General features: G+C 62.9%; 14 protein-coding genes and 2 pseudogenes. 10 read left to right on the top strand and 6 right to left on the bottom strand.

Going from position 1 to position 16,857, the window contains the following annotated elements; genetic code table 11:
• Nucleotide 1: 1 nt before the first annotated feature.
• The 4 genes from cysN (at nucleotide 2) to NKH28_RS18490 (ending at nucleotide 3,367) form a co-directional block, all read left to right on the top strand.
• Nucleotides 2–1,939, top strand: coding sequence for a sulfate adenylyltransferase subunit CysN (cysN, locus tag NKH28_RS18505; RefSeq protein WP_352979929.1), 1,938 nt, complete (start codon nucleotides 2–4; stop codon nucleotides 1,937–1,939).
• Entirely contained in the window at nucleotides 1,917–2,738 is an 822-nt protein-coding gene (gene cysQ, locus NKH28_RS18500) for a 3'(2'),5'-bisphosphate nucleotidase CysQ (RefSeq protein ID WP_352979927.1), read from the top strand. Before cysN ends, cysQ begins: the two co-directional genes overlap by 23 nt.
• Before the next feature lie 234 nt (nucleotides 2,739–2,972).
• A complete protein-coding gene (locus NKH28_RS18495; RefSeq protein WP_352818583.1) occupies nucleotides 2,973–3,218 on the top strand; it encodes a type II toxin-antitoxin system VapB family antitoxin in 246 nt (81 codons plus the stop codon).
• Nucleotides 3,218–3,367: a hypothetical protein gene (locus NKH28_RS18490; RefSeq protein WP_352821751.1), complete on the top strand. Its 150-nt coding sequence runs from the start codon at nucleotides 3,218–3,220 to the stop codon at nucleotides 3,365–3,367. Before NKH28_RS18495 ends, NKH28_RS18490 begins: the two co-directional genes overlap by 1 nt.
• Here NKH28_RS18490 and NKH28_RS18485 read toward each other — a convergent pair.
• Complete coding sequence (locus NKH28_RS18485) at nucleotides 3,364–4,950, bottom strand: adenylate/guanylate cyclase domain-containing protein (RefSeq protein ID WP_352979925.1); 1,587 nt, start codon at nucleotides 4,948–4,950, stop codon at nucleotides 3,364–3,366. The genes NKH28_RS18490 and NKH28_RS18485 overlap by 4 nt on opposite strands.
• 668 nt (nucleotides 4,951–5,618) lie before the next feature.
• Here NKH28_RS18485 and NKH28_RS18480 point away from each other — a divergent pair.
• Nucleotides 5,619–5,852, top strand: coding sequence for a DUF6429 family protein (locus NKH28_RS18480; RefSeq protein WP_352542802.1), 234 nt, complete (start codon nucleotides 5,619–5,621; stop codon nucleotides 5,850–5,852).
• Between the two features lie 144 nt (nucleotides 5,853–5,996).
• On the opposite strand, the gene NKH28_RS18475 is transcribed toward NKH28_RS18480, so the two are convergent.
• Nucleotides 5,997–6,473: a hypothetical protein gene (locus NKH28_RS18475; RefSeq protein ID WP_352979923.1), complete on the bottom strand. Its 477-nt coding sequence runs from the start codon at nucleotides 6,471–6,473 to the stop codon at nucleotides 5,997–5,999.
• Between the two features lie 46 nt (nucleotides 6,474–6,519).
• Between NKH28_RS18475 and NKH28_RS18470 the strand changes: the two genes are divergently transcribed.
• Entirely contained in the window at nucleotides 6,520–6,852 is a 333-nt protein-coding gene (locus NKH28_RS18470) for a helix-turn-helix domain-containing protein (protein ID WP_352979921.1), read from the top strand.
• 672 nt (nucleotides 6,853–7,524) lie between these two features.
• Here the strand turns inward: NKH28_RS18470 and NKH28_RS18465 are convergent.
• Genes NKH28_RS18465 through NKH28_RS18450 form a run of 4 tightly spaced genes read right to left on the bottom strand, consistent with a single transcriptional unit; the run spans nucleotide 7,525 to nucleotide 11,862 of the window.
• The gene (locus NKH28_RS18465; protein ID WP_352979919.1) at nucleotides 7,525–8,352 is read right to left on the bottom strand and encodes an ABC transporter permease; all 828 of its coding nucleotides are present in this window, start codon (nucleotides 8,350–8,352) and stop codon (nucleotides 7,525–7,527) included.
• 2 nt (nucleotides 8,353–8,354) lie between these two features.
• Nucleotides 8,355–9,635, bottom strand: a complete 1,281-nt coding sequence (locus NKH28_RS18460; RefSeq protein ID WP_352979917.1) for an ABC transporter permease — start codon at nucleotides 9,633–9,635, stop codon at nucleotides 8,355–8,357.
• Nucleotides 9,636–9,640: 5 nt separating this feature from the next.
• Nucleotides 9,641–10,690: an ABC transporter substrate-binding protein gene (locus NKH28_RS18455; RefSeq protein ID WP_352979915.1), complete on the bottom strand. Its 1,050-nt coding sequence runs from the start codon at nucleotides 10,688–10,690 to the stop codon at nucleotides 9,641–9,643.
• Between the two features lie 5 nt (nucleotides 10,691–10,695).
• Nucleotides 10,696–11,862: an ABC transporter ATP-binding protein gene (locus tag NKH28_RS18450; protein WP_502906639.1), complete on the bottom strand. Its 1,167-nt coding sequence runs from the start codon at nucleotides 11,860–11,862 to the stop codon at nucleotides 10,696–10,698.
• A 315-nt stretch (nucleotides 11,863–12,177) separates the two neighbouring features.
• On the opposite strand from NKH28_RS18450, the gene NKH28_RS18445 reads away from it, so the two are divergent.
• The 4 genes and pseudogenes from NKH28_RS18445 to NKH28_RS18430 form a co-directional block, all read left to right on the top strand.
• Entirely contained in the window at nucleotides 12,178–13,566 is a 1,389-nt protein-coding gene (locus NKH28_RS18445) for an aminotransferase-like domain-containing protein (RefSeq protein WP_352979913.1), read from the top strand.
• Nucleotides 13,567–13,576: 10 nt separating this feature from the next.
• The gene (locus NKH28_RS18440; RefSeq protein WP_352979911.1) at nucleotides 13,577–14,827 is read left to right on the top strand and encodes an NAD(P)/FAD-dependent oxidoreductase; all 1,251 of its coding nucleotides are present in this window, start codon (nucleotides 13,577–13,579) and stop codon (nucleotides 14,825–14,827) included.
• Nucleotides 14,828–15,089: 262 nt separating this feature from the next.
• Nucleotides 15,090–15,869: pseudogene (locus NKH28_RS18435) on the top strand (IS256 family transposase); the annotation flags it as partial.
• A gap of 104 nt (nucleotides 15,870–15,973) precedes the next feature.
• Nucleotides 15,974–16,702 (top strand): annotated as a pseudogene (locus tag NKH28_RS18430) (helix-turn-helix domain-containing protein); the annotation flags it as partial.
• Nucleotides 16,703–16,857: the final 155 nt, after the last annotated feature.

Below are 16,857 nucleotides of genomic sequence, written 5' to 3'. Positions count from 1 at the left end.
TATGCGCCATATCATGGCCAAGAGCCTCGCCCCGACCGACGGCGTCCGCGACTATCTGGCGGCGCAGGAACGAAAATCACTGCTGCGCTTCCTGACCTGCGGCTCGGTCGACGACGGTAAGTCGACGCTGATCGGGCGCCTGCTTTCCGACACCAAGCAGATTTTCGAGGACCAGCTGGCCACGCTCGAGCGCGATTCGCGCAAGCACGGCACCACCGGCGACGACGTCGACTTCGCGCTGCTGGTCGACGGCCTCGAGGCCGAGCGCGAGCAAGGCATCACGATCGACGTCGCCTATCGCTTCTTCGCCACGCCAAAGCGCAAGTTCATCGTCGCCGACACGCCCGGCCACGAACAGTACACGCGTAACATGGCGACAGGTGCATCGACCGCCGATCTCGCCATCGTGCTGATCGATGCTCGCCAGGGCGTACTGCGCCAGACAAGGCGGCATTCGATAATTGCCTCGCTTCTGGGCATTCGCCACATCGTGCTCGCCGTGAACAAGATCGATCTTGTCGGTTTCGACGAGGCGGTTTTTAAACGGATCGTCGCGGATTACGCACAGTTCTCACGTGAGCTCGGCTTCCAGACGATCGTGCCCATCCCTATGTCGGCCCGCTATGGCGACAACGTTACCGGCCGTTCCGACAGGACGGACTGGTTTTCCGGCCCGACGCTGATCGAACATCTCGAAGCCGTCTCGGTCGACGAGGCCGCGGTCGAATTGCCGTTCCGGTTTCCTGTCCAATATGTGAACCGCCCCAATCTCGATTTCCGCGGTTTCGCCGGCACCATAGCCTCCGGGTCGGTTGCGCCAGGCGACGAGGTGGTCGTCGCCAAATCCGGCAAATCCTCCCGTGTCAGGCGCATCGTTTCGCATGGCGGCGACCTTCAGCAGGCCATTGCCGGCCAGGCCATCACCCTTGTCCTCGACGACGAGGTCGAAGTCTCGCGCGGCAATATGCTGGTGTCGCCGGCGGCGCGGCCGCAGGTCGCCGACCAGTTCGCCGCCAACATCGTCTGGTTCGACGAACACGCGCTGCTGCCCGGCCGCTCCTACATCCTGCGCACCGAGACCGACCAGACCAGCGCCACCGTCACCGACCTGAAATACCGCGTCAACGTCAACGACTTTGCCCATGAGGCGGCCAAGTCGCTTGAAATGAACGAAGTCGGCATCTGCAATATCTCGACGCGGTCGCCGATCGCCTTCGATCCGTTTGCCGAAAACCGCACCACCGGCGCCTTCATCCTGATCGACCGCATCACCAACGCCACGGTCGGCGCCGGCATGATCCTGCATTCGCTGCGCCGCGCCGAAAACATCCATTGGCAGTCGCTCGATGTCGGCAAGCGCGCCCGCGCCGATATGAAGAACCAGCGGCCGGCCGTGTTCTGGTTCACCGGGCTTTCGGGCTCGGGCAAGTCGACCATCGCCAATCTGTTCGAAAAGAAGCTGTTCGCCACTGGGCGCCATACCTACATTCTGGATGGCGACAACGTCCGTCACGGCCTCAACCGCGATCTCGGTTTCACCGACGCCGATCGTGTCGAAAACATTCGCCGCGTCGCCGAAGTGGCACGCCTGATGGCCGACGCCGGGCTGATCGTCATCGTGTCGTTCATCTCGCCGTTCAGCGCCGAGCGGCGCATGGCGCGCGAACTGATGGCCGACGGCGAATTCGTCGAGGTGTTTGTCGACACACCCTTCGAGGAATGCGCCAGGCGCGATCCGAAGGGTCTCTATGCGCGGGCGTTGAACGGCGAGATCAAGAATTTCACCGGCGTCGATTCACCGTATGAGGTGCCGGAAAAGCCCGAAATTCATCTCAAGACACTCGGCAGATCGGCCGAGGAGATGGTGGACGCCCTGGAACACTGGCTGAACGAGCGGGACATTGCCGAAGACCAATATGACAGCGGCGGCGGTATCTGACGACGAAGCGGTGCTCGCCGTCTTCGAGCACCTTGCCCTGGCGGCGGGGCGCGAGGTGATGCGCGTCTTTCGTGCCGGCTGTGCGGTCGACAGCAAGTCGGACAGTTCGCCAGTGACGGAGGCGGATCGCGAGAGCGAGAAGATCATCCTTGCCGGGCTGCGCGCCGCATTTCCCGAGATTCCGTGCGTGGCCGAGGAAGAAGCTTCGGCCGGCATCATGGCGCCAGATCTCGGCGACGCCTTCTTCCTGATCGATCCTCTCGACGGCACCAAGGAGTTCGTCAACCGGCGGACCGATTTCACTGTCAACATCGCGCTGGTTCGCCACGGCGTGCCTGAGATCGGCGTTGTCTTCGCGCCTTGCACCGGCCGCTTCTTTTCCGGCCGGCCGGGCAAAGCGGAAACGATCGAGATCAATCAAGACTACGAGATCGTCGATCGCCAGCCGATTTCGGCAAGGGCCGGTATGGTGCCGCTGACCGTCGTTGCCAGCCGCTCCCACAACACGCCGGAAACCGACGCCTATATCCGCGCGCTTGGCGCTGCCGAGATCGTCTCGGTCGGCTCGTCGCTGAAATTCTGTCTCGTTGCTGGCGCCGAGGCAGACGTCTATCCACGCTTCGGCCGCACCATGGAGTGGGATACGGCCGCGGGTGACGCGGTGCTACGCGCCGCCGGCGGCATGACGCGCACGCTGGATGGTGAGCCGCTCGCCTACGGCAAGCGCAACCAGAGTGACGACGAGGATTTCGCCAACCCGCATTTTATCGCCAGCGGCAAGGCTGCTGGATTTGGCTAGACGGTGATTGCGCCGTTCCAGACCCGTACGAAAGTGCGGGTGTTGCACGTGACTTATGCAAGCGACCTCAGATACTGCTCGAGATCTGTAAACACAGCGGTACGATCCCATCCAGCCGACAGTTGGGTCGGCGTGGCCGATTCGCTTCGTGTGCGGTCGATGCTGCGGGGCCTTCACACGGGTGTATCCAAATTGCTGTATACCGATAGACTTGAACGGCTATACGAGCGAGTGATGGCGTTCCACATCAAAAATCCCGAGACCGACGCACTGGCCCGCCGGCTCGCCGCAGTTAAGAGGACTGGTCTGACAGAGGCCGTCCATGCCGCGCTCAAGCATGAGCTTGAGCGCGAACAGGCTAGACGGTCCCTGGTAGAGATCGGCGTCAGGTTCTGCCGTGATCTGCGAGCCCGGGGCAAGCCTGATCGCGGCAGGCCCGCCGACAAGGCGTTTCGCGACAGCCTGTACGAGAATGACTGATGTTCACCGACGCCTCGGCCCTGACGGCGCTGATGACCAACGAGGATGATGCGCGAACTCCTGGCCGGGACCCGGCGCGCCTGAACGGTGTTGAACCGGACTTTACTTGGCTGGCCACGGTCCAGATTGGATCACGTTCAAGAACCTAAAGTGCGGCGGGCTTGCTTCGGATGGTTAAGGCCAGGAGCGCCTCTGAAAGTCGTTTCTTCGCCCGCTCCACCCCGTTCTCGTCGATTGCCTCAACATCGAGGAACAAGTCGAGACCAGTCGCATGCTCGCTGATGACCTGAGGGCGCTGGGCGAGTTCACCCAGGAGGCCCTCGACTTCGTAGGGGACAACCTCCCGGCTGATCCCCTTCATGGCAATGGGTGCTAACGGACGCGCCCGGACAAGGTCGCGCACGAGCGCGTAAGTCTCATAGCTGAGGCAGATGCCGCCGGGCTCGGCAATCGACTGCAGCCGGGCCGCCAAGTTCGCCTCGGCTCCAATGATCGTGTAGTCCATCCGATCATCGGAACCGAAGTTCCCAACGTTGCAATAGCCCGTGTTGATGCCCATGCGAGCTCGGAAGGGCCGTTCAACTCCGCGGTCATGCCACACCCTGTTCAACTGCTCCAGCCGACGCTGCATGTCGACAGCCATGCGCAAGCAGGCTCTCGCGTCTTCCTCGACGCCTTGCGTCTCGGGGTCTCCGAAGAACACAAGAAGCGCGTCGCCGATGAACTTGTCGACGGTGCCGCCGTGTTTGAGCGCGATCGTCGACATCTCGGTAAAGTACTCGTTGAGGAGAAGCGTCAGATCCTCGGGCTGGAGCCGTTCCACGATCGCGGTGAAATCCTTGACGTCGGAGAAAAAGATCGTGAGCTTCTTGCGCTCGGTCGCGATGGTGACGTCCTTCTGGCCGCTGAAGATGCTTTTGTAGATTTGAGGCGAAAGGTATTTGGCGATCTTCAATGAAATGGCGGCCAGGAAGTCGTTTGCCTCCGAAAGCTCCTTGTTGATGCCCTGAATCAACGCGGACTGCCGACGCTGCAGGAGAATGAACGTCAGGCCCGCCGCCGCAGCGAAACCGAAATACAGGAGCAGATACTTGAAGGTCAGCACGTTCGCAGCAATAGGCTGATTGACTGATATCTCCTGGATCCCTCGGACATCCCCCACCTTCCAGTCCGTCTTGGGGCTGTCTGGGTGTGAGTTATGGCAGGTCACGCACACTTGTCCCATTATGACAGGGGCCGCGGCGCGCACCTGCCGGTCAAACAGTGAGCCCGAGACCTCGATGATCGGCTCCTTCGGGTTGGCGCGCAAAGCCAAGATTGCATTCCGCTCGAACGCATCGAGCTGGTGGGTCGCGCGACCTTTGAAAGGCAGATCCGAGACGAACCGATATTTGACCGAGCCGTCATGAGCGCTGATGCGGTTGCCCAGTTCGATCGAGAGGGTTGCTGGAATAGGGATCGCGCCTGGCACGTCCCGGTAGTTGTGCGTCGCAGTCACGGCGCCGTTAGCTTGCAGCACGCGTCCCACGACGTCGCTGCCGTAGAATCCGCGCATTTCGTCGATGATGCGGCTGATTTCGCTGGCTTGCCTGCGCAGCATCCGTTCCGATAGGTCTCGGAGGTCGAGCCAGGCTGCAACGGGCAGACCGACAAGGCCGATGACCACTGCCGCCACCAGGAGCGGTCCCATGGTGCGCTGCTGACGCGCAATCTGTTCACCCAGTCCAGCCATTGTGCAAGCGCCCGGCCGTCTTAGTATGTGAACTATAGCTCATTCCCGGCACGGTACCAGAGTCAGTCTTGGCTCGATGAAAACAGGTCAGCCCTGCAACGTCGGACCGACCTTGAGCGGTTGTTGCGAAGCCCCGACCGCTCACAGCGGATTTCGCATTCTGGCGCTGGACGGGCAATGAATCAGTGAAGGGGATGTCGCAAACTCGCTTGTGGCCCGGAATGCGCTCCGCGATAACCGCTCAGGAGTCAAAAATCACCTCTGACAAGGTTGAGACTTGCAGTCGGAGAGCGGGTCGGAAAAGAAAGCGTCCCGCAAAACGTATCCGCGCGTCGGTCGACTATGGAATGGGCCACCGCGGCGGGGCGGCGCGCGTTGCCGGCAGCATGACGCGGACCTGGATAGTGCGCCGCTCGCCTGCGGTAAGCGCAACCTGAGGGAAGACGAGGATTTCGCCAATTTGCATTTCATTGCCAGCGGCAACGCTGCCACGGCCGCTTAGGCATCATGATGAACTCCAATCCCGTCCCGGCTCGTCGCGCCCCAATGACTCCGTCGCGGATGCGACGCCTGAGTGAGGCGCCTGTTTTCAGGCGAACGCTCGCGGCAGGGAATAACCATCCGGTGTGGATCGTGGCAGCGGCCTTTTCGCGTGTTAGACTGCTTGCATGGAGATCGACGCCGACAAGATCGACGAAGCCGTTCTGGGCCTGCTTTGGCTGACGCTGCATGAAGAGAGGCGCGCCTGGAAGGGGTTGGATTGGAATGCTCTGGATCGCTTGCACGAGAAGGGGCTGATCGCGAATCCGGCAAACAAGGCGAAGTCAGTGGTTCTGACAGATGAAGGACTGCGGCGTGCTGAGGAGCTATTCCGAACCCTGTTCACCCGCCCGGCGCCCTGAGTGGACGGGCGCCTGCGAGCTGATAGCGCACATGGCTGAATTTCGACACCGGCGCCGCGCTGACCGCAGGCGGGACGGCCAGTGCTCTCGCCGTGGCGGACAAATTGGTATTCGTCACCTACGCCAACGGGTGCATCCAGTCTGTTAAAGGCAGTGGCAGAGAACAGCGCAGCCGCGGCCCTCAATCAACGGCATTGTCGCGAGGTCCACCATCCGCAAGATGCTTCTGCCGGCGAAGCGGCCTGCGACCCGGAGAACCGGCTTATTGCGGTCCAGCTCGAGAGGAGTTGGGAAGCCACGCTCAGGCGCGTGGGGACCTGCGAGGCCCGGCTGAGCGAAGTCCAGCGTGTGGAGCCTGTCGACGCGGTTCCGGACTTCACGGGCCTTGCCCAGGATCTCAAGGCCACCTGGAATGCGCCGGGTGTCGACATGCGCTGTCGTCAGCAACTGCTGCGCGCGCTCATCAAGGACATCGTGGCGGATGTCGATGACCATTCGCGCGACGTGATCTTGACGATCCACTGGCATGGAGGCCAGCACTCGCAGGTACGGGTTCGCAAGCCCAAATCCGGAGAGCATGGCCAGCGTACGCCTGAGGAGGCTCTGGCGATCATGCTCCATGGCAACCCGGTGGTCGGATGCCGAAATCGCTGCCACACTCAACCGCATGGGCATGCAGACCGGTCAGGGAAAGACCTGGACCGCGCGACGCGTCCAATCGCTGCGCACGGTGCACAAGATCAGCGGCTATCGCTCGTCCGACAAGAATGGCGAGTGGCTCACTATGTCGGATGCGGCCGCGAAGCTTGGCGCGTCGCACGTCAAAATCCGCCGGTTCATCAGGGATGGCCTCTTACCCGCCGAGCAGGTCATGCGCGGCGCGCGCTACCAGATCCGCGCCAGCGACCTCGAAGACGAACGGATCAAGGCCGAACTGGCGCGCAATACTCCGCGTCGCATCCACGACGATAACCAGGAATCGCTATTTTCCGCCATTTGAAAAGGAGGTTCAAAATGAATCTGGAGGGTTCTGTCTAGTCGCGGGCGCGATTGGGCACGCACGGGTCGCGACTACATTAAAGCCTGATTGAACTGAACCGCGGGATGGCGGGCGGGGCTATGGGGATTTAGGGCTCGACAGTGTGTCCGAGGCGCCGGAGCGGGCTCGCCGATCGCTCTTGGGCGGTCGCCCGTCGTCGCGATACAGGACCATCTGCGACGCGAGAGACGCCGCCATTTGGGTCGTTGACGCTGAGGTGCAGCGTACCGCGCACCAGCGACCGGACCGGGCTCAATCCGTTCGCTGTCCTGCCGCCGACGGCGCCATCACCCAACGTGTCAGCCGCCGTGTGTTGTCGCACCTTGCGTTCCCGACTGCATCTTCTGCGACTTGGCGAGAACGTCGGCACGTGCTATCCGCGGCCAAGATGGTCCGGCAGTTCAGCCGCTGTCGTGGCGGCCGGGAGCGGACTTGCAGCTTCTGGCCATCCTAAAAGCGATGGCAGACATTCAAGCAGGTGGGACTGCAGTCTCAACTGACCCAAAGGCGAAGATCCCGAACGGACCTTTCAATGACCGCCTCGTGCCCATCCCGTCTCTTCCGACGATCGCCGACCAGGGACCGGGAACACTTCCATAAACTGCGGGAACATTGGAGCGGCAAGGCCACGAGTTACTCGCTCGCGCTTGGCCGACGCTGGCTACGCCGTACCAGAAGGTTGGCGACGACCAGGAGCACTATAGACAGCGCCATCATCAGGGTCGCGGCGGCGGTGATTGCCGGGGAGAGCTTCTCGCGCAAGCCGATGAACATTTCGAGCGGCATGGTGCGTTGGTTGGCGCTGGCCAGGAACTGTACCACGACGACCTCGTCGAACGAGGTAACGAAGGCGAAAGCGGCGCCTGACAGTACGCCGGGCAGGATCAGCGGCAGCATCACCCTGAAGAACGACGTGATGGGCTTTGCTCCGGAGATGGCGGCAGCGCGCATCAGATTGCGGTCGAAGCCGGTGAGGCTCGCTCCCACCGTGACGACGACGAAGGGACTGGCGAGCGCGGTGTGCGCCAGGATGATGCCGGCATAGGTGCTGGCCAGGCCGACGCGGGCATAGAACAGATAAGAGCCGACGGCGGTGATCACCACCGGCACGATCAGCGGCGACAGCAGCAGCGGCATGACGATGCGGCGGCCGGGAAACTTTTCGTCGGAAAGCGCAATCGCTGTCAACGTGCCGAGTACCGTCGCGATCAGCGTCGTCCCGAACGCAACGATCAGGCTGTTGCCGATCGCCGATTGCCAGCGTTGGGTGCCAAGCACGACCGCGTACCAGCGCGTCGAAATTCCCTCCAGCGGAAAGATGAAGAAGGCGCCGCTGTTGAACGACAAGGGGACGGGAACGAGGATCGGCACGAGCAGGAACAGGATCACCATGCCGCACCATAGCCACAGCAGGATGATGCGGATTCTTTCGCCTGTCGTCGGATAGGGAGACAGCAGCATGGCTACACCAGCTTGAGACGGTCGAGGCCGAGGATGCGGGCGAAGATGCCGAACAGCGCCAGGGTGAAGACGAGCAGGATGAAGCTCAGTGCTGCCGCCATCTCCCAGTTCAGCTCGACATTGACGTAGTTGGCGATGAAATTGCTGATCAGCTGGTCGCTTGCACCGCCGATGAGCGCCGGCGTGATGTAGTAGCCGAGGCACAGAATGAAGGTGAGCAGGCAACCGGCCATGACGCCCGGAAAAACCTGTGGAAGATAAACGCGGCGGAACGCGGTGAAGGGATTTGCGCCGAGCGAATAGGCGGCTTTCATCTGCGAGGCCGGGATCGTGCGCATAACGCTATAGATCGGCAGCAGCGTGAACGGCAGCTGGATATGGGTCATGGCGATGATCAGTCCGATGCGGCTGTACATCAGGTCAAGCCGGTCGTCGGCAATGCCGAGCCACAAAAGCAGGTCGTTGACCAGGCCGAATTTCTGCAGGAGCACGGTCCAGGCGGCGGTTCGCACCAGGATCGACGTCCAGAATGGCAGCAGCACCGCGACGATGAGGATGGCGGCGAGGCCCTTGGGTACCGAGGCGATGAGATAGGCGAGGGGGAAGCCCAGTATCAGCGTGGCCAGCGTCACCGCCGCGGCGACGAAGAATGTGCGCATGAACACCTGCAGGAAGATCGCCTGTTGCGGCGGCACTCTTTCAATGCCTCCATCGGCGTTCCAGCGCAGATCGAGCGCGCTCAGCAGGTAGAACGACGTCACGCTATGGGTGCCGCTCTCGATGACCGGCCACGTGCCGGGCGCCGACCAGAACGGCACGGCTTTCATCACCTCCAGCGGCGGCCTGTCGGCAGCCTCAAGTTGGCGTACCGTCTTGAGCACCTGGCTGCGCGCACCGGGCAGGCGGGCGTTCAGGCTTTTGGCGAGCTCATATGCCGTGCCCATGGCCTGATTGTCCCTGAGGTCGGCGGCAAGGGCCAGGAAGGCGGCATCTCCTGGCAGTCCCGCGCCGTTCCAGCCGAGCAGCGCCTGGCTGGTCTGCGGCAAAGCGTCGGCAATCGTCGGGTCATAGACGGCGCGCGATAGCAGCAGGACGATCGGGATGCCGAAGCTCAGCGCCAGGAGCACAAGCAAAGGCGCCGCCAGCGCCAGTGACCGCAGCCGATCGCCGAACTCGGCGCGCCGAAGTTTTGCCGTGATCGATTTCGCCGCCTTGATATCGGCGGCCGACCGGTCGCGCGCGAGGCGCGGCCGTTCCAGCTTCGTGGGCTCAAGCGCAGTCATTTTTCCTACTGCGCGAGCCAGGCGTTGAAGCGCTTGACCAAATCCTCGCCGTAATCGCCCCAGAATTCGGTGTCGGCGACCAGGTAAGCGCTCATATGGTCGGGCGCATTCGGCAATTTGGGTAAGGCGTCCGGCGCGACAAAGGACGCTGCATCGGTGCGCACCGGCCCGTAGGTGATGTAGCTGGCCAGCTTGGCGTTGATTTCCGGCTGGCTGATATAGGCAAGGTACTCGTAGGCCAGGTCCGGGCTCTTGGCCCCCTTCGGAATGGCGATCATGTCGTATTCGAGGATTTGGTTGTTCCAGACGATCTTGAATGGCGCCCCGTCCTTGTCGATGGCGTTCTGGATACGGCCGTTCCAGGCGGTGGTCATCACCACTTCCTTGGATGCAAGGAGCTGCGGCGGCTGTGCGCCGGCATCCCACCAGACGATGTCTTTCTTGATGGTGTCGAGTTTCTTGAAGGCGCGGTCGACGCCTTCCGGCGTGGCCAGCACCTTGTAGACATCGGCCGGCGCGACGCCATCGGCCATCAGCGCCCATTCCAAATTCTGCGCCGGGAACTTGCGCATCGCGCGCTTACCGGGAAACTTGGTCGTGTCGAAGATGTCGAGCACCGAGGTCGGCGCCTCTTTCAGCACGTTGGGATCATAGGCGAGCACGTCGCCATAGGCGTCGAGGCCGACGCCGCAGTCGAGCGCGGAGCCTTCGAGGAATTTTTCGCGCGGCGCGATCTTGGAATAGTCGAGGCGCTCGAGAATGCCGGCGTCGCAACCTTGCAGCACGGTCGCGGTCTCGACCGTCACCAGGTCGATCGGCACGTTGCCGGTGTCGACCATGGCTTTGACCTTGCCGAGATCGCCGAGATATTCCTGCTCGACGATCTCGGCACCGGTCTCCTTGCTGAACGGCTCGAACCATGCCTTGCGCTGGGCATCCTGCCAGGCGCCGCCGCTGGCCATGATCGAAAGCTCGTCGGCGAAGGCGACATGTCCTGAGGTGATGAATGCTGTGGCTGCCGCAAAGGCGAACAGCCGGGCTCTTGTAATTTTCATTGTTGTTATTCCCCTGTTTTCGAGATGGAACCGTCCGTTGCGGCATCTGCCGGAAAGGCACGGCAGTCGTTGGGCGCGCAGGAAACCGTGACCGGTCCCCCGTTGCCCATGGTCGTTTCGGGGCCGATCTTGACCGTCAGCACCTGTCCGTTTTCCAGCCGGGCCAAAAGACGCTGGTGGTCGCCGAGATAGATGCGGCCTTCAACCGTGGCGGCCAGCCCATTTGCTCCGTTCGAGGCGGGCGCAAGCTTCAGCCGCTCCGGGCGGATAGCGACATGGCAGGCATCGCCCTCCGCAACACCGATGGCGAGCGCCGTGACCGAACCGCCGCCGTCCAGCGCGACGCGGCACTCCTTGCCAGAGACGCGCTCGACCTTGCCGAGCAGGGTGTTGTTCTCGCCGATGAAGCTCGCGACGAACGAAGTTTGCGGCGCGTTGTAGAGATCATCCGGCGAACCGAGCTGGGCAATCCCGCCATTGTTAAAAACGGCGACGCGGTCCGACATGGTCAGCGCCTCGCTCTGGTCGTGCGTCACATAGACTATGGTGACACCGAGCATCGTGTGAAGTTGCTTGATCTCGAGCTGCATGTGCTCGCGCAGCTTCTTGTCGAGCGCACCGAGCGGCTCGTCCATCAGCACCAGGCTCGGCTCGAACACCAGCGCGCGGGCAAGCGCGACGCGCTGCTGCTGGCCGCCGGAAAGCTGTGCCGGCCGCCGGTCGCCGAACTGCCGCAGCCGCACCATGTCGAGCGCGCGGCCGACGCGGGCTGCGACTTCCGTCTTGGTAATCTTGCGAACGGAGAGCGGGAAGGCGACGTTCTCCTCGACGCTCATGTGCGGAAACAGCGCGTAGTTCTGGAACACCATGCCGATGTTGCGCTCGTAGGGCGGCAGCCTGTCGACCGACCGGCCTTCAAGCGCAATGACGCCTCTGGTCGGCCGTTCGAAGCCTGCAAGCATGTTGAGCGTCGTCGTCTTGCCCGAACCGGAGGGTCCAAGAAGGGTGAGGAACTCGCCGCGCGCAACGCCGAGGTTCAGCCGCGATACCGCGAACGTGCGGCCGTCATAGGATTTCTCGACATCGATGAATTCGACAAATCCTTGGCTGCCGGCATCGGCTGCCCGTGCAGGACCGGCGCTGTCACGCGACAGGGCTGTCGCTTCGGCCATCACGGACGCAAGTCCGTCGATCTGCGGCAGAAGCTGCATGTCGAAACGAGTTGGCGTTTACCGTGCATGTATGGGTCTCGCATGACGCTGCCGCACAATGGCGGCAAACCAAACTTGTATGCTCACACAATCGATCGCAAAAGAACCATAGATGCAGACAAGTTTGGCCGTCAAGCGGCTTTCGTCGGGATTGTGTGAGATTGTTCGGGCCGGATTTTAAAAATACCTGCCGGACAAGTGCTATTGTCTGGAGCATTGTCTTATGCTAGATGCGCCGATAGCCAGAGCGTCAACACACCGAAACCGCCAATCCGCATGCTTCAGGACCTGCAACTCGCCTCGGATGAAGGCCCGGTCTATCGGCGTCTTGCGGACGCTATTGCGGAACGGATCACGGCCGGCACACTTGCAGTTGGAGACCGGCTGCCGCCGCAGCGCGAGATTGCCCGCGCGCTGGGCATCAATGTCACCACGGTGACGCGCGCACTGTCGACGCTGCAGCAGCGCGGCCTGCTCGAAGCGCGGCCCGGACGCGGCACAACGGTCGCGGCCCGCAATGGCGGCGAAAGGCCAGGTTTCGTGTCAGCGCCGAGCGACGACACCGGCGTCATCGATCTTTCCGTCAACAGACCTGCGACCTCGGCCTATCTCGATGCGCTTGGGCTGCTGCTGCCGCGCCTGTCGAAGGACCGGCACTATGCCACGCTTCAGGACTATCATCCGCCCGAGGGGCCGCTTTGGGCGAGGATGGCAATCGCCGAGTGGATGCGACCGGTGGCCGGGGAAGGCGATCCCGGCCGCGTGGTGCTGGCGGCGGGCGCCCAGCATGGGCTGGATTGCGTGCTTGGCGCGGTGACCAGGCAAGGCGAGGTCGTGCTCGCCGACGAGGTGACCTATCAGGGCATCAACGCACTGTGCCGGGTGCATGGGCTCGACCTCAGAGGCGTCGCGATGGACCGTGGCGGCATGCGGGCCGACGCGTTCGATGTGGCCTGCGCGCAGCTCCGCCCACGTGCGGTCTTCCTGGTGCCGACCCTGCACAACCCGACGACCATCACGCTATCCGAAGAGCGCCGGCACGAGCTGATAGCTGTCGCCCGCCGCCACAACGTCCTAATCATCGAAGATGACGTCTACCGCCCCCTGGCAGACAATCCACTGCCGTCGCTTGCCAGCCTCGAGCCCGAACTGACGATCCATATCGGCGCCATGTCGAAATGTCTTGCCCCAGGGCTGCGCCTCGGTTTTGTGATCGCGCCACGCGCCATAGCCGGCCAGGTCGCAGCGGCGTTGCGTATCAACTGCTGGAGCATCAGTCCCCTGACGGCGCTGATCGGCGCGCGGCTGATAGAAGAGGGCCTGGCGGCGCGCATAATAGAAACGCAGAAGCAGGAGCTGCGCCAGCGCCAGGCCATCCTCACTGAAATCCTCGGCCGCTACGATGTCCAGAACCACCCAACCTCGACCCACGCCTGGCTGCGCCTTCCGGAGCCGTGGCGGGGCGCGGGTTTCGCTCGCACCTGCCTGGAACGTGGCGTTGCCGTGCTCCCCGGTGATGCCTTCGCCGTTGGGCGCGAGCCGGTACAGCACGGCGTGCGTATCAATGTCGGCGCTGCGCGCTCGCTCGACGATCTGCGCACGGCCCTGAACTCGATGGCCGAACTGTTATCTGCCGGCCATCTTCAATTGCCTGGTTTCGTCTAGGAATTTAAAGATGGCAGCGTCGGAAACGGTCGAAATCGCCATCGTCGGTGCCGGCGTTGTCGGACTGGCAACTGCACTCCGGCTCGCAGCTGAGGGTTGCGAAGTCCTGCTCATCGACCCCAATGAGCCGGGCTCCGGCGCCTCGTTTGGCAATGCCGGAACGATCGCCGAATATGCCTGCATGCCGGTCGGCAATCCGGCTCTGCTGCGCGCGCTGCCAAAGCTGCTTCTCGATCCCGACAGCCCTTTTTCCTTGCGCTGGCCGGCGCTGTTGCAGCTTGCGCCATGGCTGGTTCAATTCGTGCGGCAATCGCTTCCCGCCGCAACCCGCGCCAATGCGCTGGCGCTCGCCGGTTTACTGGCCGAGGCCCTGCCGGCCTGGGAAGAGATGGTGGAGGAGGCTGACCTGACAGACCTGCTGCGCCGCAACGGCTGTCTCTACCTGTATCGCCGCGAGAGCGATTTCGCCAAGGCCGCTGGGGGCAGGGCGCTGCGCGCCGGGTTTGGCGTCCATCAAGAGGTTCTGACGCCGGAAGCGGTGGCCGCGCTGGAGCCTGGCCTGCCCGCGACCGGGGCCAGCGGTCTGTACTTCCCCGACTCGATGAATGTCACCAATCCCGAGACAGTGATGCGGCGGCTGCTCGATGCCGCGGCCGACCGCGGCGTTTCGGTGGCGCAGGCTGAGATAACCGGACTGCGGGTTGAGGCGGACGGTGTCAGGCTCAGCGGTTCCGGCTTTAACATCAAGGCGAACACGGTGGTTATCGCCGCGGGCGCGCAATCGCGGGCGTTGGCCATACAGGCCGGCGACAGGATTCCGCTCGAGACCGAACGCGGTTATCATCTCGAATTTCCGACCGAAGCGCCTCTGCTCAATCGTCCGGTCTGTCCGGTCGATCTCGGCTTCTACATGACGCCGATGGCCGGCCGGCTGCGTGTCGCCGGAACCGTCGAGCTCGGCGGACTTGCAGCGCCGCCAAATGCGCGCCGGCTGGCGCTGCTCGATCGCGGTGTCAGGCAGTTCTTTCCACAACTCGGCCAGCCTTCATCCGAATGGCTCGGGTTCCGGCCATCGCTGCCCGATTCCCGCCCGGTCATCGGCGCGTCGCGCGGCAGCTCGAGGGTGATCCACGCTTTCGGCCACGGCCATCTCGGCCTGACGCTGGCGCCGATCACGGCGCGCCTGATTGCCGAGCTGATCATTGGTCGCGGCGATCCAGCGCGCATAGCACCCTTTGCGGTGGACAGGTTCGGCGCCTGAAGTCCACGCGGGCTGCGAAAAGACAACGTCGCCTGGGTTCGGAGGTGGGAGAGTGAATTTTCTGCCTTGGCAATGGTCAGCTCGCACGCGGAAAGCAGACCATCTGCCAGGGTGGCGCAACCGCGACCTCAGCGGCGGCACCAGGATAGTGTGCTGAAGGTTCTGCAAAAAGTTTTGGAGAGAGAACGGCGCTTGCTCTGAGGGGAGGCCATGGCACGGTGGTGACGTTGCGATCACCGATTCCCGTGGAAGGGGAAGTGCCATGACCAATCGAGACGTTAGACTGAGCAGAGGCGAGTTGAAAGCGTTGCTGTTGTCGGATGAGGACGGCTTTCGCCAGGCATTGCAGAGTGTCGTGCAGGAGGTTCTTGAAGCCGAGATGACGGAGGCGATCGGGGCCGAGAAAGGCGAGCGGACGGCGGAGCGGACGAGTTACCGGTCCGGCTATTACGAGCGCAAGCTGGTGACGCGGGTCGGGGTGCTGGAGCTTCGCGTTCCGCAGGATCGGGCTGGCCGGTTCTCGACGGAGTTGTTTGAGCGCTACCAGCGTTCGGAGAAGGCATTGGTGTCGGCGCTGGTCGAGATGTACGTGCAGGGCGTTTCGACCCGCAAGGTGAAGGCGGTGACGGAGGAACTGTGCGGGCATTCCTTCTCGGCCTCGACGGTGAGCGAGGCGACGATGCGGCTGGATGAGGCGCTCAAGGCGTTCTTCACGCGGCGGCTCGAGGAAAGCTATCCGTATCTCATCTTGGACGCGCGCTATGAACGGGCTCGCGAGGTGGGCGTGATCGCCAGCCAGGCGGTGCTGGTGGCGATCGGCGTGGATTGGGAGGGCCGGCGCCAGGTTCTGGGCGTGGAACTGGCCAACGGGGAGAGCCATTCGAGCTGGCGCGAGTTCGTGACGGGGCTCAAGAATCGCGGGCTCGCCGGCGTCGAGTTCGTCGTCTCCGACGACCATCCGGGGCTCAGGGCGGCAATCCGTGAAGTGCTGCCCGAAGCGGTCTGGCAGCGCTGCTACGTGCACTTCCTCGAGGAGACGCTGAGCTTCAATCGTGCCGCTAGCTGTGAGCTTTCAGGAGGTCGTCCATTCGGTCCCGACCGAGAAAGCTGAGGTTGTCGAAGCTCCAGTGATTCTCGGAGGACCGAATGAACGTGTACAAGAATGCCCCTCTGACGCCGCTGCGTCGAGAGGAGATGGCCCGCGAGATTGTTGAGGGCCGTCTTTCCAAAGCCGATGCGGCACGGACATACGGTGTAACGGGGAAGGTAGTGAGGCGCTGGGTCGAGCGCTTTCGGACCGAGGGAAGCGCCGGCATGGCCGACCGTTCCTCGCGGCCGAAGACAAGCCCGAAGCAAACCGAAGCCGCAGTGGCGGACGCCATCGTAGCGCTGCGCCGGCAGCGCCTGACCGGCAAGCACATCGCCAGCGAAACCGGTGTATCCGAGGCAACCGTGAGCCGGGTGCTGGCACGCGCTGGCCTGTCGCGCCTCAAGGACCTGGACCCTATAGAGCCGGTGCGCCGCTATGAGCGCGAGCACCCAGGCGAACTCATCCATCTCGACATCAAGAAGCTCGGTCGGATCGGCTCTGTGGGGCACCGCATCACCGGGCGATATCCTGGCGCAGTCAACCGTCATCTCGGCATCGGCTGAGAGTTCGTCCATGTCTGCATCGGCGATGCCTCGCGCCTCGCTTTCGTCCAAGTCATGTCCGACCAGCGCAAGGAGAGCGCTGTCACCTTCCTCGAAGCTGCCATTGCTTACTACGCCAGCCTCGGCATCAAAGTGCAGCGCGTGATGACCGACAACGGCTCGTGCTACCGGTCAAAAGCCTTCCGAACGGCCTGCAAGCGTCTCGGTCTGCGCAAACGACGATGGGGTTCTTCTTGTCGGCCGCCGTCATGCGGCGGTAGCGGGCGCACAGTCGAATGGACCCTAAATCTGAGATGAGTTCATGCCGTACCAGCCCATTCAAATCTATTCTTCGCCCTGACTCGACTTGCTTAGGCATCATGCGCGATAGAGCGCGG

This window comes from Mesorhizobium sp. M1227 (assembly GCF_040318315.1).
Taxonomy (GTDB): domain Bacteria; phylum Pseudomonadota; class Alphaproteobacteria; order Rhizobiales; family Rhizobiaceae; genus Mesorhizobium.
This window is presented reverse-complemented; position numbering and strand designations above follow the sequence as displayed.

Coding starts and splice junctions, on each gene's coding strand:
- cysN (WP_352979929.1), top strand. CDS start 2: ATGCGCCATATCATGGCCAAGAGCCTCGCCCCGACCGACGGCGTCCGC.
- cysQ (WP_352979927.1), top strand. CDS start 1,917: ATGACAGCGGCGGCGGTATCTGACGACGAAGCGGTGCTCGCCGTCTTC.
- NKH28_RS18495 (WP_352818583.1), top strand. CDS start 2,973: ATGGCGTTCCACATCAAAAATCCCGAGACCGACGCACTGGCCCGCCGG.
- NKH28_RS18490 (WP_352821751.1), top strand. CDS start 3,218: ATGTTCACCGACGCCTCGGCCCTGACGGCGCTGATGACCAACGAGGAT.
- NKH28_RS18485 (WP_352979925.1), bottom strand. CDS start 4,950: ATGGCTGGACTGGGTGAACAGATTGCGCGTCAGCAGCGCACCATGGGA.
- NKH28_RS18480 (WP_352542802.1), top strand. CDS start 5,619: ATGGAGATCGACGCCGACAAGATCGACGAAGCCGTTCTGGGCCTGCTT.
- NKH28_RS18475 (WP_352979923.1), bottom strand. CDS start 6,473: ATGGAGCATGATCGCCAGAGCCTCCTCAGGCGTACGCTGGCCATGCTC.
- NKH28_RS18470 (WP_352979921.1), top strand. CDS start 6,520: ATGGGCATGCAGACCGGTCAGGGAAAGACCTGGACCGCGCGACGCGTC.
- NKH28_RS18465 (WP_352979919.1), bottom strand. CDS start 8,352: ATGCTGCTGTCTCCCTATCCGACGACAGGCGAAAGAATCCGCATCATC.
- NKH28_RS18460 (WP_352979917.1), bottom strand. CDS start 9,635: ATGACTGCGCTTGAGCCCACGAAGCTGGAACGGCCGCGCCTCGCGCGC.
- NKH28_RS18455 (WP_352979915.1), bottom strand. CDS start 10,690: ATGAAAATTACAAGAGCCCGGCTGTTCGCCTTTGCGGCAGCCACAGCA.
- NKH28_RS18450 (WP_502906639.1), bottom strand. CDS start 11,862: ATGGCCGAAGCGACAGCCCTGTCGCGTGACAGCGCCGGTCCTGCACGG.
- NKH28_RS18445 (WP_352979913.1), top strand. CDS start 12,178: ATGCTTCAGGACCTGCAACTCGCCTCGGATGAAGGCCCGGTCTATCGG.
- NKH28_RS18440 (WP_352979911.1), top strand. CDS start 13,577: ATGGCAGCGTCGGAAACGGTCGAAATCGCCATCGTCGGTGCCGGCGTT.